We start from the raw sequence: 17,079 nt of genomic DNA on the forward strand, positions 1-17,079 counted from the left end.
ATAATAAAACACTTTCAACTTGTTACAAAACATTGGAATAGATATGAGCCATTGGATCCAAAGACGCAGTACAGAAGATAAGAACAGACCAAATGATCATCGAACCCCTTTTCAAAAAGACAGATCTCGCATTATACATGCAGCAGCATTTAGGCGTTTACAAGCTAAAACACAAATTATGGGGATAGGAGTCGATGACTTTTATCGAACGCGGTTAACGCATTCTTTAGAGGTTGCCCAAATTGGGAGTGGTATTTTAGGGCAATTAAGAAGTACATTACCCGATACTCATTTTTTGCCCTGCCGCAGTCAAATCGAAACCTTATGCTTAGCACATGATATTGGTCACCCGCCTTTTGGTCATGGTGGTGAAATTGCGCTTAATTATATGATGAGAAATAGCGGAGGTTTTGAAGGCAATGCACAAACCTTAAGAATAGTTTCTAAACTTGAACCTTATACACCGGGGTTTGGTATGAATTTAACCCGTAGAACACTGTTAGGTTTTATAAAATATCCCGACTTCATTGATAATCTTTGGTTAACACAACCTAAAGTAGACCCAACGGCTCCTTTTATTAAAGCAGACTTATGGCTACCTGCCAAAGGTTTATATTCTGATGACAAAGATGTTTTTGATTGGATCCTAAAACCTTTAAATGAATCAGATAGGCAATTAATTCGACAACATCAACCTTTAGATAAGTATCGTAATAAAACCTGTTTTAAATCTTTAGATGCCTCCATTATGGAGTTGGCAGATGACATTGCTTATGCAGTACATGATCTTGAGGATGCTATCGCCACAGGAATCATAAGTTTAGGACAATGGCATGATTTTGCTCTAAGTGAGTTTAAATCAATATCAGGCCCTTGGCTTAAGTCGAACATTGACCGTATATCACACAAACTATTTTCAAAACATCATTCTGATCGTAAAGACGCGATAGGTGAACTAGTAAATTTATTTATAACTGAAAATAGAATTGAGAATAATCAGCATGGCTTTTCATCTGAAATTTTATCATATAGTTTATCTTTACCTGATGAATATAAGGCAATTTTACAAGTACTTAAACGTTTCATTAATAAATTATTGATCCGTAAACCAAAAATGCAACAAATAGAATTTAAAGGACAAAAACTTATTATTGAGTTATTCAATGCTTTCTCTACTGATCCCCTAAGGTTATTACCAGAAAATACTCAACAAAGATGGCTGGAAACCTTTGAACTAACAGGATGTGGTAATAGAGTAATTTGTGACTATATAGCAGGTATGAGCGATGAATATGCCTATAAAGTTCATAATCGGCTATTCTCAGCACAGGTAGATTAAATTAAAAAGCCAGATGCAAAGCATCTGGCTTTTTAATTTTAGATATTTACTGCGTAAAAATAGGCCTGACTCTTTTAATGAAGTCAGTATCTTTCGCGGTAAACTCAGTAACATTTAGCCACTGCATAAATAAATCATTTAACTGATTATTATCACCCAACATTTTTTCACTTAACATGGCAATTTGTTCATCCATTTTAAGTTTAGCGTCCGATTTTGGAGTTTCAACTTGCGCAAGAATTTCCATTCGAACAGTCAATTGCGCTCTGCTCAATGACTTATTTTTTATCACTTTATGCCATGTTTTTGGTAAACAAAAATCCTGACTCAGTACATCAAATAATTCAACGTGTTTAGCAAGCTTATTCAAACGCTCACTGTGTTTAATCTTATCTTTAATGCTGTCGATAAGTTCGTTTACTTTTGACTTAAGTCCTTTCATACCATGAGGTATTAGTAATGAAAACTCATTAACTTGTTTTAAAAGTACAGAATACTTCACTTTTTCACTTGAATCTTTTACTGCTAAAAATGCTTGCTGAAATTCATTTAACTCAGCCTCCATTGCTGAAACCTGTACATTTATTTCACTTTCTTGTAGTTTTTTAGCTGTTTCTCTTTTTGAAAAAACATCATCATTACATTTTCTAAAAGCTTGCCATAATTCATTCTCAGCTTTATTACCAGCAAAACCTATTAACTTCCACTGTTCTTGTAATTGCTTTAATTGCTCACATGCTTGAGAAGCATCTTCACTAGCAGCAAAAACTTTTGCCTGTTCAAGCAAGGCTGTTTTGCTTTGTGCATGCATTTTATGTTTTGCTTTGATTTTAGTAATGATAACTTTTTCAGCATTTTTATAACGTGTTAATAATGCTTGGTATGCTTGTGTATCTACTGATCCAGCCTGACGCCAAGCTTTGGTAAGCTTATTATATTCAGTCTCTAATAACTTAAACTGTGCAATTGAATCACTTTCTAAGGTATTTAAAGAAGTCATTTTTTCAATAATTTGTTCACGATCGGCTAAGTGTACTTTTCTTTGGGCTTCTTGTTCAGCAAAGAATGTACGGCAAGGTATAAAGGCCTCTTCAAGTAGTAAATCAAATTCATTTGCTTTTAATTTTGCTTCATCACTATTTATACGTCCCAACTCATTCCAACGCTTACGAAATAGTTTCACTTGAGCTGCGCGAGACTTAGGTTCTTTACAGTCCTCAGCAATAAGTGATTTTAATTCATTTAATAATTCATCACGTTTTGGTTCAGCGATATACTGCTGCCAATCTTGCGCTTTTTTTAACGCTATTTCTATTAACTCATAATCACTTTGTAAACTTTTTTGGTAACCCGGTGTTAAGGTTTGATATAACTCATTCATACCTTTAAAAACACCAAAAGCAATATTGTAACGCCCTTGATCTAATAATCTTTTTAAATCTCTCAACTTTTTCTGAGATTGCTTTTTTGCACTTTCAAGGTTTGACTTTAATTCAAATGATTTACTTTTCCACTGTGTTATAAGTGTATTAAGTATGTCTATATTTGTTTGTTTAACTGGCGCAGGCATTTGGTTCAGTAAGCTTTTTGCCTGTTTTTGCCATTGTTCAAAAGCAATAACAGCATCATCATATGTTAATAAATCCTCAGGTATAACTAATGTCTCAAACTCTGACACATGTTCAGAAAACGCTTCCACATTTAATAATAACTCTGGCAAGCGATTTATTTGTGCTGAAAAGCTATCAAATTGCCTTTGTATGCTTGCTTGTTCTTTTAATTTAGGCTCGCAAGCGATTAGCTCTTCTTGTGACTGAGTTAATAAACGCGTTAATTGTGCTGTTGTTTCTTCATTTGGAGATAACAGGCTTAACTTCAATTTACCTTCAATATCATGAATAAGTGTATTAAAATAACTCAACTTAGCTTCAGCTTGTTCTTTTAGTGCAATTTGAGCTAACTTGTCGATATTTATTTGTTCTAATTTAGCTAAAGTAACTTCTACTTTACTCACTAAAGCTAAATACTTTTCACTTGCAATACTAAGTTGTTCTTCGTTTAACCACTTTAGTTCTAATGCTTGCCAGTTTTCATTTAATAGCGCAAATTGATTTTTTACAAGCTCATAATCTGATTTTTCACGTAATGCATTCAGCTTAGCTAAAATTAGTTTTGATTCTTTTTCAACTAAAAGTGGCATTTCTTTAGCTAATTTCAGTTGCTCTAGACATTGCTCTATTTTACTTTTTGCGGCTCCATGAGCTTTATTTTGACATGATTTTAATAACTTATATTGTTCAACTAACTCAACAAGCGTTAACTGAAAAGATTCATCCCCTTGCTTAAATGCTGTTTCTATCAAATTTGGTTTCGCTAAACGTTTTAACAGTTTGACTCTTAAACTATTATTTTTATCTTCTAAAGCCAACTTTTCTAATAAAGAAGTTTTAGTACAAGTATCAATATATTCAGTTTTAATTTTACTTGATAAAGATGCGTCATCTTTTAATATCGCTTTTGATACATGCTGTTCAGCAATATCTTTTATTCCCTGAGCCTGATCTTTTTTATAAGCTTGCCACCAAAGCGTAATATCATTTAACTTATTTAGCGCTTCCTTACGAATTTCTATAGCATCATCATTAAAGGCCAAATCATCTAATATTTTTGCGTCTTTTTCATCGCTTATATCTAATTTATCGATTGCAACTAATCGTACTGATAGTTTAGGATGTTTCCATTTAGGTGTGAATAAGTGCTTAAATATCATTTTCATTAAACCTTGCTATTTCTTCTTCTACTTTAAATTGTGATTTTAACTCGCGTTTCGAGCGCATAACCATTTCACCATCACTTGAGATAGTAAATTGCTCATTAGAACGCTCAACCTTAGCTTGATAAAGCATAACTAATTGCACTGTTTGCTCTTTTTGGGCTTCAGATAAAGCAACACCATCAGGCCAACGACCTGTTGCAGCGCCATATTTTAAACGTTCATAAAGTTCAGGGGTAATATTACTGATGAGATGGTCTAAATTCATTTATTTAGTCTTCTTTACTAATAAAAGGCGGACACGATTAATCACATACCATAAAAAACCAATTCCAATTGCTGATTGAGTGATTAGCAGTTCAATAGAACCTGGTGCTGGTGAACGTGTATAAAGTGCTAAAAATCCAGAAAGAAAAATGATCAATGCGATAAAAGAATGATTCATTATTTGCTGCTTTTTCTTCAATTTAATATCAAGAGCAATTTTTAGTTTATCTTCAGCATTTAAATTACTGATATTCATATCACAATGGGGACATTGTTTATGTTTATCTGATATTTGTTTAGCACAATTTGGACAGGCGACAATTGCCATCAATAAAGCTCCTACATCTACATACCCTTTTTATCTAATTTAGGGTATTAAAAAAGCGCTCATTTGAGCGCCGTTTATTCTATCAGGCTTACATGCCTTTGTCTTTTAAACTAAGACATTTTAAACATCTAAAAATTTATCTTAGAGTAGCAACCACATTTACAATTGCAGCTAAGGTATCTTGACCAAATGAATATGAACGTCGATCTGACCAGCCATAATCAGCATCAGGTAAATTAATATTATCTTTAAAAGGCATTTCTATTGTATAAGATAAACATTTAAATTGCTCCGCAACCCAACATGAACCTACAGTTAAATTGGCTTGTCCTGGTTCATCTTTAGGATAACCAAATTCGTCTTGAAACTCAGGTGTAATCGTAAGTAATGCTGATTTAAATGACTCTTCTAACGATTTCATTTTATCATCGTAGCTTGGGATCCCTTCAGATCCTGCTACAAAGTTATAAGGTAGTGCTTCATCTCCGTGTATATCTAAGAACATATCAACACCTAAGTTCAACATTTTGTCTCGGACTAAAAATACTTCTGGACTACTTTCCATTGAAGGCGATTGCCACTCGCGGTTTAAATTCACACCTTTGGCATTTGTACGTAAATGCCCTCGTACACTACCATCTGGATTCATATTTGGCACAATATAAAAAACAGCTTGCGATAATAGTGCAGCAGCATGAGCGTCTTCATCATCTAACAGTTTATGTAGTAGCCCTTCAACAAACCACTGTGCCATTGTTTCACCTGGATGTTGACGCGCCGTGATCCAGATATTTTTTTTATCAGAAGCTGGTTCACCTATACGTAATACTGTCATATCACGTTTATCTAATGTGTGACCTAAAGTTTCTATTTCACAGATTTCATGACCTTGTGCCCAATAAACTAAATCCAAATGGCGCTCGTAACTGTAAGGTGCAAAATATGCAATATAAAGATGCGAGCACTCTGGTTCACATTCAATCGTTAATGTGCCGTTTTCATATGATGTTGGTAATCTAAACCAAGTTTGGCGATCATATGAGGCAACAGCTTGATAATTATCCCAACCTTCAGGATATGCTGAATTTTCAAGGTTACTAATATTGATTTTATGAAGTTGGTCTTGTTGTGTTTCTAAACGAAAATGAAACCACTGAAAAAAATCTGAACTTTTATCTTTATTTATTTCTAATTGAATATCTAACGGGTTTTCAGCTGATTTTACAAGAATGTTACCACTATCAAATTGACTTGATATCTTCATTTAAATAACCTTTACTGGACTTGAGAAATATGTGTTTGATGATCTTAACATATTAATCAAAAAAGCCATCTTTCGATGGCTTTTAATTTAGTTATTTATCAACTTTATTGTTTTGAATTCGTTGCTCCCAAAAATCAGCTTTTTTAATTCCGAGTGCTTTAGGATCAAAAGTATATTTATCAACTCCTTGCTTACGTTGCATTTCGTAATCTTTTAATGCTTTAATTGCGGGTTTAGCCATGAAGAAAATAATCAAAATACCAATTATATTCAACCAAGCCATCATACCTACACCTATATCACCCATTGCCCATGCTAAATCAGCCGCTTTAACTGTGCCGTAAAAAGTTGCAAGCATGATCATTACTTTGAGAGCAAAAGTTAAACCCGGAAATTTAAGTGTACGTTTAATATAATACACATTATTTTCAGCAATAAAGTAGTATGCCAAGATAGTTGTAAAAGCAAAGAAAAATAATGCTAATGCAATAAAAGGTTTACCTACGCCGCTAAAGACACTATCAACTGCAATTTGTGTATATGCTGGACTGTTAGCTGCAATATCCGCTGCAATATTTTGTACTATAAAAGTGTCCTCTGCACCCGGCACATGCACATTATACATACCTGTTATTAAAATCATAAAAGCAGTGGCAGAACATACAAATATAGTATCAATATATACAGAAAAGGCTTGTACTAAACCTTGTTGAGCTGGATGTTCAACCTCTGCAGCAGCTGCTGCATGCGGGCCAGTTCCTTGACCAGCTTCGTTAGAGTAAACACCACGTTTCACCCCCCAACCAATTGCCGCACCAACACCCGCCATAGGAGAAAAAGCATCCCCCACAATTAGCATAAATATTTCAGGCACTCGGTCAACATTAAGCACAATAATCACAAGTGAAACTATGATATATGCCAACGCCATAAATGGCACTACAACTTGAGTGAAGTTTGCAATACGCTTTACACCACCAAAAATGATAAAACCTAATAACAAGACTATACCTGTTGCAACATATACCTTCATAAGACTGATAGTGCCCATGGCTGTTTCAATTGTGCTACCTTGACCAAACACTTGAACAACTGCTTCACCTATACCATTTGATTGCACCATAGGTAAAAGTAAGCCTGTTGCAATTATCGTTGCAATTGCAAAGATCCATGCATACCATTTTTGACCCATCGCCTTTTCAATATAATATGCTGGACCACCACGGTACTGCCCATCCGTTTCTTCTTTATAGATTTGCGCTAATGTTGATTCAATGTAAGCCGTAGATGAACCTAAAAATGCAACAACCCACATCCAAAATACAGCACCTGGGCCACCAAAGCCTATCGCGGCAGCAACTCCTGCAATATTACCAGTACCAACACGTCCGGATAAAGAAACAGCTAATGCTTGAAACGATGAAATCCCCTGCTCTGAACTTTTTCCTGATAGTAATAAACGGAACATTTCTGTAAATAATCTGATTTGAACAAATCTTGTTAATACAGAGAAAAATAGCCCTGTACCTAAGCATAAATAAATGAGAACAGGGCTCCAAATGATGCTATTTAAAAAAGTGACTATTTCTTGCACTAGTATACTCCGTTATTATTATTATTTTGTAAATTTAAAGTAAAGTACCATACCCTAGGAGCATGTATCAAACAAACCTGACAAGTTAGTGGATAAATAAAACCTAAATCTGGTACGTAAAAAAAATGCCGTTCAACAAAATTGAACGGCATTCATAAAAATATATTTAACTAGCGTGGCAAACTTGGATGTGTAACTTCAGCCATATCACGCATTACACGTACAACCTGACAGCTGTACCCAAACTCGTTATCATACCAAACATAAAGAACAACGCGCTTACCATCGACAATTGTCGCTTGAGAATCAACAACGCCAGCATAACGACTACCAACTAAATCTGTAGATACAATTTCAGTAGATGCGGTGTAATCTATTTGGTCTCGTAAATCAGAGTAAAGTGCAGTTTCACGTAAATATTCATTCAACTCTTCAACTGTTGTTTCTTTATTTAAGTTGATATTAAGAATTGCCATAGAAACATTTGGTGTTGGTACACGAATAGCATTACCAGTAAGTTTACCTTCCAATTCAGGTAAAGCTTTAGATACCGCTTTTGCAGCACCTGTAGATGTAATTACCATATTTAGAGCAGCGGCACGACCACGACGCTCTGCTGAATGATAATTATCGATTAAGTTTTGATCATTTGTATACGAGTGTACCGTTTCAACATGACCATTTTCAATACCAAACTTATCATTTAACGCTTTCAAAGTAGGTGTAATTGCATTTGTTGTACAGCTCGCAGCCGATACAATTTTATCTTCATTTTTGATGTCTTTATTATTAACACCATAAACAACATTTTTGATCTCACCTTTGGCAGGCGCTGTTAATAAAACTTTAGAAGTGCCTTTAGATTTAAGGTGTAAACCAAGACCATCTTCATCTTTCCAAATACCCGTATTATCAACTACTAACGCATTTTCGATACCGTATGCAGTATAATCTACTTCATCAGGTGAATTTGCATATATAACTTGAATATAAGCACCATTAGCTTTAATTACTTTTAACTCTTCGTCAACTGTAATAGAACCATTAAATGGGCCATGAATTGAATCACGACGCAATAAACTTGCGCGCTTTTCTAAATCACCTTTACGTCCACCACGTACAACAATTGCACGTAAGTTTAAGTTAGCGTGAGGACCACCTTGTTCAATCAATAAACGCGCTAATAAGCGACCGATACGACCAAAACCGTATAACACAACATCACGCGGTTTTTCGTTATGAGAAGTTTCATTGATTTCTTTTAATTCATCAGTAAGATATTCCTCAATCGAACGACCAGCAGCAACATTTTTATAAATGTATGCATAAGCTAATTTACCGATGTCGATTCTCGCTGATGCCAAGTCCATTTTGCTGATAGCTTCAAGAAATGGAAAGCTTTCTCGTAAACGAAGTTTATTTTCTTCAAATTGCGCAACTGTTTTGTGCGCTTTAATCACATCAATTGTGCTTGCACTAACGAGTGGGCGACCATAAACAGCAATTTCGATGCCTGATTTACGGTAAAGTTTACCTATGATTGGCTGCATGCTTTCAGCGTAATCTTGGCGTTCCTGCCAACTATTCTGATAATCTTGTTCGTGAGATGAAGTCATTTTTTCTGCCTAATATAAACAAATTTTGAACGGATAGCCCCAATGGGCGCGCATAGTGTAAATTATAATTCATTTTTTCTCTAGCCCTGTCATCATTCATTTGATTAAGCTAGACTAAAAGCAATACTTATATATAGGAAATATAATGAAATTTAGATACACACTGCTGTTAACTTCATTGGTCTTATTTGGATGTGAAAAACAAATTAGTGTGAGAGAAGTGTGTGAACAAAACAATAATATGTGCAGCGATCTCAATGTTGACGGTCACTGTAATGCGATTCGTTCTGAAGTTATTGTAAAACGCTTTATAGAAAAACAAGACCCCAGCGACGATAATAAGTATAAATTATTATTAGATTTTGAAGAATACTCAAAATGCATTCACTTAGCTTCTCAAATTGAGCATATTAAATTAAAGGATAAAAAAAGCTCTCGTATTAAAGGCTATATGACAAGTTTACGTGAAATAAAAAGGCTAAATACCGAAACAAAAAATGTAACCCACCCTGGCTTATTATATTATCACTGGACACATAATCGAGATGAACAAGCACTTGAGCAGTTTTTAGCTTTAGAAACCTCAGATTCAATGAAAAATAGTGAAATGCAATTTTTACTCGCCACTTATTATATAAAGTTTGACTTAGAAAAAACCCTAGACTTACTTTATCGGGCATTAGAACTAAACCCTGAAGATTCACAACCAAATGTTGATATTTATAAAACTCTTGTCAATATTTTTTATAAACAAAAAAAATACAAGCATGCCTATATTTGGGCTTTAATCGCACGAGAATCTGGAGTTAATAATATAGAGATTATACCTTTAGCTCAAATGTTAAAGTCACAAGGAAAATCATTAGACAACCTTGAAGCATTAGCAAATAAAACACAGGAAGAAGTTGAAAGTGGAAAATTTTTCTCACCTAGAGATTTTTAAAAAAATGAATAAATTTAACGCTTAATGCGCAATAATAAAAGTTCGACAATAAAAAAGGTAGCAAACGCTACCTTTTTTATTGTCTGAAACAAAGCTAGTTATTGCTTGTTCCAACTTCAACCCGAGTTTTGAGCTTTTGCCCTGGGCGGAAGGTCACAACACGACGAGCCGCAATAGGAATATCTTCACCCGTTTTAGGGTTTCTACCCGGTCGTTCACTTTTATCACGAAGATCAAAGTTACCAAAACCTGAAAGCTTAATTTGTTCACCGCTTTCAAGAGCAGAGCGAATTTTCTCAAAAAAAGTTTCAACTAATTCTTTGGCATCTTTTTTATTGATCCCCAATTTTACAAAAAGGTGTTCTGCTATGTCGGCTTTTGTAAGCGCCATATTTAGTCCCTCAAGGAAGCATTAAATTTTTCGGCCAATGAGGCCACCACTTGGTCAACCACTAAGTTGATATCTTTCTCTTCTAGAGTCCGCTCAACATTTTGTAGTGTTAGGGCAATTGCAAGACTCTTATAACCCGAGTCTATACCTTTCCCCTTGTACACATCGAACAAGTTTAGCTCAACCAGTTGATTTCCGCCAACATTTTCTATCATTGTTAAGATATCAGCTGAATTTACGCTCTCTTGTACCACTATTGCGATATCTCGACGGTTCGAAGGGAACTTTGAAATGTCACTTGCCGATGGTAATTTACGTTTTTCTAACCCTAACATTTCGATTTCAAAAACAAAAGTTTGGTTATTGATATCTAGTTTAGACTGAATTTGCGGATGTAGCGCACCTAAAAAGCCAACTTTTTCACCATTTCGATAAATAGCTGCTGATTGTCCAGGATGTAAGCCTTCTACAGCTTGTGCTTTTATCTCAAATGATGACTTATCAGCAGTTAATGCTAATAAAGTTTCAACGTCACCCTTTAAATCATAAAAGTCAACTGTTCGTGTTGCAATATCCCAATGCTCGCCAAAGGTTGCACCTGAAATAACACCACTGATCACCGCAGTTTGTGAAACACCATTTTCAGCATTTGCATCTTTTACAAATTTCAAACCGTGCTCAAATAATCGAATTCGTGTTTGTTGGCGGTTTTGATTATATACGTGTGAACTGAGTAATCCAGGTAACATGCTCACGCGCATAACCGACATTTCAATTGAAATTGGATGTGGTAATACAAGTGGATCGGCTGATGGGTGCAGAATACTTTGAACTTTAGGATCAACAAAGCTATAGGTAATAGCCTCTTGATAACCTAAGGTTACTAAGGTATTTCTTACCTGTGCAATACTTAAGTTAGCTTCATTATGTGTTGTCATCTTTAATGCTGCTTTTGGCGCAACATTAGGGATATTATTATATCCGTATACACGTGCTACTTCTTCAATTAGGTCTTCTTCTATGCTTATATCGAATCTGTAACTCGGAATATCCGCTTGCCACTGCTCATTATCAAATGACACAGTTAAACCTAAGCGTGTTAGGATATCAGTTACTTGCTCTTGAGAAATAACATGACCAATTACTTTATTTAAACGTGATTGACGTAAAGTAACTGTTTTTGCCTTTGGTAGTTTTTCATTTGCAACAGCTTCAACAACAGGACCTGCTGCACCACCAACAACCGCTAATAAAAGCGCAGTAGCACGTTCCATTGCATCATGCTGTAATTGATGATCAACACCACGTTCATAACGATGAGAAGCATCAGTATGCAAACCATATTTACGTGCTTGTCCAGCAATTGCAAGAGGGCTGAAAAATGCACTTTCTAATAAGATATCTTTGGTATTCGCTGTTACACCAGACTTTTCACCACCAAAAATACCAGCCATTGCTAATGATTTTTCGTGATCCGCAATAACTAATGTAGATGCATCTAGCTTAACAGTATTACCGTCAAGTAGTACTAGTTCTTCATTTTGCTGGGCACTGCGAACTTTGATACCACCTTTAATTGATGCTAAGTCAAACGCATGCATTGGATGCCCAAGTTCAAGCAAAACATAATTTGTAATATCAACGATTGCATCAATTGAACGAATACCACTGCGACGCAATTTTTCAACCATCCATAATGGTGTGGTAGCATTCAAGTCAACATCTTTGATCACACGTCCTAAATAACGAGGACATGCATCTGAATTTTCTAATTCAATTTTAACAACATCATCAATTGTTGGTACAACAGCTTCGATAACTAATTCTTGAACGTCAAGGCTATTTAATACACCTACTTCACGGGCAATACCTTTAAGCCCAAGACAGTCACTTCTGTTAGCCGTTAAATCAACATCAATGATTTTATCTTCAAGGTCGAAATATTCACGAATATCTTGGCCGATAGTAACATCTTGTGGTAATTCAAGAATACCATCAGAACTTTCGCTCATGCCTAATTCTTCAAAAGCACATAACATGCCCATTGAAGGTTGACCGCGTAGTTTCGCTTTTTTGATTTTAAAGTTACCTGGTAAAACTGCACCAACTTTTGCAACTGCTACTTTAAGACCAACACGACAGTTTGCTGCACCACATACGATATCTAGTGGTTCAGCTTCACCAACATTTACTTTTGTAACTTTTAACTTATCAGCATCTGGATGTTGCTCAGCAGAAATCACTTCACCGATAACAACGCCTGCAAAATCACCCGCAACAGGATCAATACCATCAACTTCTAGTCCAGCCATTGATAGTTGTTCCGATAGAGCATTGGTATCCATATTTGGATTAACCCATTCTCTTAACCACTTTTCACTAAATTTCATCTATTTTCTCTCTGTTTGGTTAAGAAGTTCTAACGGAATTGATTTAAGAATTTTAAATCGTTTTCAAAGAATGCACGTAAATCATTTACGCCATAACGCAGCATAGTTAAACGCTCAACACCCATGCCAAAAGCAAAACCAGTGTATTTTTCTGGATCGATACCAACTGAACGTAAAACGTTAGGGTGAACCATGCCACAACCAAGTACTTCTAACCATTTGCCATTTTTGCCCATCACATCAACTTCAGCTGATGGTTCAGTAAATGGAAAGTAAGACGGTCTAAAGCGAATTTCCATATCTTCTTCAAAGAAGTTTCTTAAGAAGTCATGTAAAATACCTTTTAATTCGGTAAAACTCACATCTGTATCTACCATCAAACCTTCAACTTGATGGAACATAGGTGTGTGTGTTTGATCGTAATCATTACGGTAGACTTTACCTGGAGAAATAATACGTAAAGGCGGTTTTTCATTTTCCATAGTACGGATCTGAACACCACTTGTTTGTGTACGTAATACGAGCTTAGGGTTAAAGTAAAAAGTATCATGATCAGCACGCGCTGGATGGTGCTCAGGTATATTCAAAGCATCAAAGTTATGAAAATCATCTTCAATTTCAGGACCTGATTTTACTTCAAAACCGAGTTCACCAAAAAAGCTCTCAATACGTTGGATTGTACGCGTTACAGGATGCAAACCTGCCGTAGGCAAAGCTCTACCAGGTAACGTCACATCAATCGTTTCAGCAGCTAGTTTAGCTTCTAACGCAGCTGAAGCTAATTGCTCACGTTTTTCATTAATTTTTGCCTGAACTTCTTGTTTAGCTTGGTTGATAACTTGGCCAGCATTTTTACGTTCAGCAGGGTCCATTTTACCTAAACTTTTAAGTAAACTGGTGATTTCACCTTTTTTACCTAGATAATTTACGCGCGCATCTTCTAAATGGGCGATTTCACTTGCATTCTCAACCGCACTCAGCGCTTGAGATAAGATATTTTCTAAATTCATTAGACTTTGATCTCTTTAAAGAGGCAGATATTTTTTCAGGGCAATATAATAACTGATATTAGTAAGAAGATGCTAGTTAAGAGAGCAAAAACTATAAGTTAAGTGTTGTTTTTATGAAAGGAATTGTAATTTTACGCTGTTGTACGATAGAAGCATGATCCAATTTATTCAAAATATCAACCAAAGCACGCATATCTCGACTTAATCTCGTTAATAAAAAGCGAGCACATTCTAAAGATAGTTCCAGTCCACGCATTTTAGCCCGCTTAACTAATGCTTCGGCTTTATCATCATCACTCATAGATCTAATTTGAAAAGTTGTTCCCCATTTCAATCTTGACTCTAAATCAGGTAATTCAATATTAAGCATGTCGGGTAGTAAATCAGCAGCAAATATAAGTACTTTTCCGTGCTCATTAAATCGATTATAAAAATTGAATATTGCTTTTTCCCATTTTATATTTCCAGCAATAAGATGCAAATCGTCTATACATAAAACATCCATTGTTTCTAAGCCATCTAGTAAGTCAGGTGATAAATGAATAATATCGCTCATAGTCAATAAAATAGTTGATAAGCCGAGTTCTTGCGCTTGGACACAACTAGCGTATAAAAGATGAGATTTTCCTGATTCAGCTAAGCCACATAAATAAGTAAATTCAAATTTATTACCATGGGAAGTAACCTTATCCAGAATAGTCTGTAAATGCATTACAACTTGTGAGTTTTCACCTCCAAAATAACTGGTGAATGTTTCATCATCGGGCAAAGTAACAGGTAAAGCCATTTGCATGGGATCTTTATCCATTATTTAAGTCCTACCCAGCGATATTCATTTTTTGGGTTTTCTTTTTCAGATGCTAAAGGGTCAAATAACCTGATAAAAGCACTATCTAAATGTAATGCTTTTGATAAATCTAATTCATTTCCCGATAATTTTAACTGCATGTAAAATTTGTTATCTTTTACAACCTTAAGTGTGACAGCATCAATGACTGACAAACTTAGTAACCGTCTTTTTACTAACTCAAGTTTTGTAAAATTATTAATACCTACAATTGTGATATTAAATAAACCATCATTATTAAAGTTTAAAGCCTTAACCGCATATTCAATAGAAAGCTTATCCGCTACATCATCAATCATCTGCCCTACAATTTGTTGCTTATCACCCACAAGCTCATTAACAGCAAATTGTGATTCATCACTAAATCTCCAGTCCAATTGCCAGGTATTGTTATTTATATTTACATAAAGGCGCGCTGTCACTATCCGCTCTGCATTATATCTTTGCGACGCTAAATTAACCGGTTCTGAAAAATTAGCCCATACATCAGTAACAGATACAATTTGTCTGTCTTCTAAATCGAGTAATGGGATCACAAGCGGTAAACCGCGGCGAGTGGATTTATCAGATAATAACTGTTCAATTTGCGGAAAACTATCTTGTGTTACCAATTCTCTTTGTAACTCATCTTCAACAGCTAGCCATAATGCAACTAGTGGTCGTCTATTTCCCCATATAGGTTGACCAACAGATTCTAATAATTGGTTTACCTTATTGGCTTCAAATTTGATCACTAAAAACTGTTGATTATTAGCACCATCAGAATACTCATATTTAAGCATATAAGCAGGAATGTTTCTGATTGCTTTTCTAAATGCAGGACTAGACTTATCAATAATACGCCCGCTTACTTTGATAAGTACTTTAAATAAAGCATCTCTACTGGCTGTTAATCTGGATTGTCGAGTTTTATCAGATACTAATATTTTATATTGATAAAGATCAATAACTTCAATCGCCTTGATTTGACAAGAAAGAAAAATAAGAAAAACAGCAAATAAAAATTTAGACACTAAAAACCGGAGTATTATTTAAAGGCATAGCGATCCTAAAGCAATCGTTAAAACAAATCAAAAATATTTTTGAATATAACAAGGGTACCGTTGTACTTGCATTAAGCAAATATCAAGCGGCTTAAACCTACAAACGGCACCAATCGCTTCATGTCGATCAATAACAGGATAATAATGGTATTGTTTCGCCCAATTATATGCCTCTGTTGATATCAACTTTTTATTTAATGCATAATTTAATTCCCTAAAGCCATAAAAGTAATCAGGTATTTGAACACAATGTCCTGAACTATTACTTGCAGCAGCTTTAAATGTTGTAAGGCTCAGCGTAACTGCATTAACTGGAAAAGAAAATATTACACTTATAATTTGTAAAAAAATTATTGTTTTTTTCATTGTCTTCACATACTTAAAATTTATGTTGTGACCTACATCAGTAGCAGCCTAAATATAATATACATTATTCCAAATAGCCTAAACGGTATACTTCGTGCTGACGGTGTTTAAGTGGGTCTTGAATGCGGCATTTGTTATTAAATTCAGAATAAAAACTGCAGCCTTCAGGTGTCGTTGCATCAATTAATTGTTCAATAAGAAATTGGCTATGCTCTTCTTCAGAAAATAGACTATTACGTAAATATAAAATTTGCGATAAACCTACCGGAGCCGCCCATGAAGTATGTAAATCCAACTCAGGCATACTGCGCATTCCAAAAACATCATAAGTTTGTTTTGGTGTTTTATTGGTTTGTGTGGGATCAAAATCAACAACACCAAAATTTACAAATAAATCAGCCGAGGAAAGAAAAGTAAACTCACTATCAAAACCTACAACGGGTTGTTTTTCAGCCACCACACCATTTTCAGGTAAGCTAGTATCATGAGTTTCCGTAGTATAATACGTTACTCGAATACGGTTATTGAAAGGTTCTGCATCTAAAGGATACTTTGATTCATCACCAACATTAAATGGGTATGCTGCTTGAATACCTAATATGCCACTGGTATTAAACAACCTTTCATAAAAGGGAAGTAATGCCATTGCAATATCACTTGCTTCCTTATCAGATACACTACCATCACATTTATTTTTAGCCCAAGCACGCTTTACAGTATCCACAATAAAGCCTCCTGAATAGTTAATATATTCAATATTTTCTCCGATTAAGACTGTATCGTAAAGTGAATCCCCAAAGGCCTTAACTATTTCGGTGTAACCCGTTACATCTTTGTGACATACAACAGTTTTATGTTGTTCAAAAGGTAAGAAACTCGCGGTATCTAAAAATACAAACTCAGCTTCA

Annotated in this window: 14 protein-coding genes and 1 pseudogene; 2 read left to right on the forward strand and 13 right to left on the reverse strand. The window is 35.1% G+C overall.

From position 1 onward, the window contains the following. Positions 1-43 precede the first annotated feature (43 nt). Positions 44-1,339, forward strand: a complete 1,296-nt coding sequence (locus tag BM088_RS15865) for an anti-phage deoxyguanosine triphosphatase (protein WP_091986436.1) — start codon at positions 44-46, stop codon at positions 1,337-1,339. 46 nt (positions 1,340-1,385) lie between these two features. Here BM088_RS15865 and BM088_RS15870 read toward each other — a convergent pair whose 3' ends face one another. The 6 genes from BM088_RS15870 to BM088_RS15895 all read right to left on the reverse strand — a co-directional run bounded on the left by BM088_RS15870 (position 1,386) and on the right by BM088_RS15895 (position 9,181). After that, positions 1,386-4,109, reverse strand: a complete 2,724-nt coding sequence (locus BM088_RS15870; RefSeq protein WP_177208075.1) for a DUF349 domain-containing protein — start codon at positions 4,107-4,109, stop codon at positions 1,386-1,388. Beyond that, on the reverse strand, positions 4,099-4,380 hold the full coding sequence (locus BM088_RS15875; RefSeq protein WP_091986442.1) for a YeaC family protein: 282 nt from the start codon (positions 4,378-4,380) through the stop codon (positions 4,099-4,101). The genes BM088_RS15870 and BM088_RS15875 overlap by 11 nt, the downstream gene beginning before the upstream one ends. Further along, a complete protein-coding gene (locus BM088_RS15880) occupies positions 4,381-4,707 on the reverse strand; it encodes a hypothetical protein (RefSeq protein WP_091986446.1) in 327 nt (108 codons plus the stop codon). It abuts the gene before it with no gap. 136 nt (positions 4,708-4,843) lie between these two features. Beyond that, complete coding sequence (locus tag BM088_RS15885; protein WP_091986449.1) at positions 4,844-5,971, reverse strand: M14 family metallopeptidase; 1,128 nt, start codon at positions 5,969-5,971, stop codon at positions 4,844-4,846. A gap of 91 nt (positions 5,972-6,062) precedes the next feature. Next, the gene (locus BM088_RS15890) at positions 6,063-7,565 is read right to left on the reverse strand and encodes an alanine/glycine:cation symporter family protein (protein WP_091986453.1); all 1,503 of its coding nucleotides are present in this window, start codon (positions 7,563-7,565) and stop codon (positions 6,063-6,065) included. A 170-nt stretch (positions 7,566-7,735) separates the two neighbouring features. Beyond that, complete coding sequence (locus BM088_RS15895; RefSeq protein ID WP_091986456.1) at positions 7,736-9,181, reverse strand: glyceraldehyde-3-phosphate dehydrogenase; 1,446 nt, start codon at positions 9,179-9,181, stop codon at positions 7,736-7,738. Positions 9,182-9,326: 145 nt separating this feature from the next. On the opposite strand from BM088_RS15895, the gene BM088_RS15900 reads away from it, so the two are divergent. Continuing rightward, on the forward strand, positions 9,327-10,124 hold the full coding sequence (locus BM088_RS15900) for a DUF2989 domain-containing protein (protein WP_091986459.1): 798 nt from the start codon (positions 9,327-9,329) through the stop codon (positions 10,122-10,124). Positions 10,125-10,218: 94 nt separating this feature from the next. Here the strand turns inward: BM088_RS15900 and ihfA are convergent, their stop codons facing one another. The 7 genes and pseudogenes from ihfA to BM088_RS27270 form a co-directional block, all read right to left on the reverse strand. Then, positions 10,219-10,515 (reverse strand): integration host factor subunit alpha, encoded by a 297-nt coding sequence (gene ihfA / locus BM088_RS15905; RefSeq protein WP_091986467.1) that lies wholly within the window; start codon positions 10,513-10,515, stop codon positions 10,219-10,221. 2 nt (positions 10,516-10,517) lie between these two features. Then, complete coding sequence (gene pheT, locus BM088_RS15910; protein WP_091986473.1) at positions 10,518-12,905, reverse strand: phenylalanine--tRNA ligase subunit beta; 2,388 nt, start codon at positions 12,903-12,905, stop codon at positions 10,518-10,520. 29 nt (positions 12,906-12,934) lie between these two features. Further along, a complete protein-coding gene (gene pheS / locus BM088_RS15915) occupies positions 12,935-13,915 on the reverse strand; it encodes a phenylalanine--tRNA ligase subunit alpha (protein WP_091986477.1) in 981 nt (326 codons plus the stop codon). A 91-nt stretch (positions 13,916-14,006) separates the two neighbouring features. Continuing rightward, a complete protein-coding gene (gene hda / locus BM088_RS15920; protein ID WP_425439321.1) occupies positions 14,007-14,723 on the reverse strand; it encodes a DnaA regulatory inactivator Hda in 717 nt (238 codons plus the stop codon). Further along, positions 14,723-15,775: a DUF2066 domain-containing protein gene (locus BM088_RS15925; protein WP_177208076.1), complete on the reverse strand. Its 1,053-nt coding sequence runs from the start codon at positions 15,773-15,775 to the stop codon at positions 14,723-14,725. The genes hda and BM088_RS15925 overlap by 1 nt, the downstream gene beginning before the upstream one ends. A gap of 57 nt (positions 15,776-15,832) precedes the next feature. Beyond that, positions 15,833-16,171: a hypothetical protein gene (locus BM088_RS15930; RefSeq protein ID WP_091986487.1), complete on the reverse strand. Its 339-nt coding sequence runs from the start codon at positions 16,169-16,171 to the stop codon at positions 15,833-15,835. A gap of 64 nt (positions 16,172-16,235) precedes the next feature. Further along, a pseudogene (locus BM088_RS27270) lies at positions 16,236-17,079 on the reverse strand (hypothetical protein); the annotation flags it as partial.

Source organism: Pseudoalteromonas denitrificans DSM 6059 (assembly GCF_900112265.1).
GTDB lineage: Bacteria > Pseudomonadota > Gammaproteobacteria > Enterobacterales > Alteromonadaceae > Pseudoalteromonas > Pseudoalteromonas denitrificans.

Bases quoted from the DNA above. Each gene is read 5' to 3' on its own strand.
- pheS (WP_091986477.1), bottom strand. From the start codon at position 13,915: ATGAATTTAGAAAATATCTTATCTCAAGCGCTGAGTGCGGTTGAGAAT.
- BM088_RS15875 (WP_091986442.1), bottom strand. From the start codon at position 4,380: ATGAATTTAGACCATCTCATCAGTAATATTACCCCTGAACTTTATGAA.
- BM088_RS15900 (WP_091986459.1), top strand. From the start codon at position 9,327: ATGAAATTTAGATACACACTGCTGTTAACTTCATTGGTCTTATTTGGA.
- BM088_RS15880 (WP_091986446.1), bottom strand. From the start codon at position 4,707: ATGGCAATTGTCGCCTGTCCAAATTGTGCTAAACAAATATCAGATAAA.
- BM088_RS15865 (WP_091986436.1), top strand. From the start codon at position 44: ATGAGCCATTGGATCCAAAGACGCAGTACAGAAGATAAGAACAGACCA.
- BM088_RS15870 (WP_177208075.1), bottom strand. From the start codon at position 4,109: ATGATATTTAAGCACTTATTCACACCTAAATGGAAACATCCTAAACTA.
- ihfA (WP_091986467.1), bottom strand. From the start codon at position 10,515: ATGGCGCTTACAAAAGCCGACATAGCAGAACACCTTTTTGTAAAATTG.
- BM088_RS15885 (WP_091986449.1), bottom strand. From the start codon at position 5,971: ATGAAGATATCAAGTCAATTTGATAGTGGTAACATTCTTGTAAAATCA.
- BM088_RS15930 (WP_091986487.1), bottom strand. From the start codon at position 16,171: ATGAAAAAAACAATAATTTTTTTACAAATTATAAGTGTAATATTTTCT.
- pheT (WP_091986473.1), bottom strand. From the start codon at position 12,905: ATGAAATTTAGTGAAAAGTGGTTAAGAGAATGGGTTAATCCAAATATG.
- BM088_RS15895 (WP_091986456.1), bottom strand. From the start codon at position 9,181: ATGACTTCATCTCACGAACAAGATTATCAGAATAGTTGGCAGGAACGC.
- hda (WP_425439321.1), bottom strand. From the start codon at position 14,723: ATGGATAAAGATCCCATGCAAATGGCTTTACCTGTTACTTTGCCCGAT.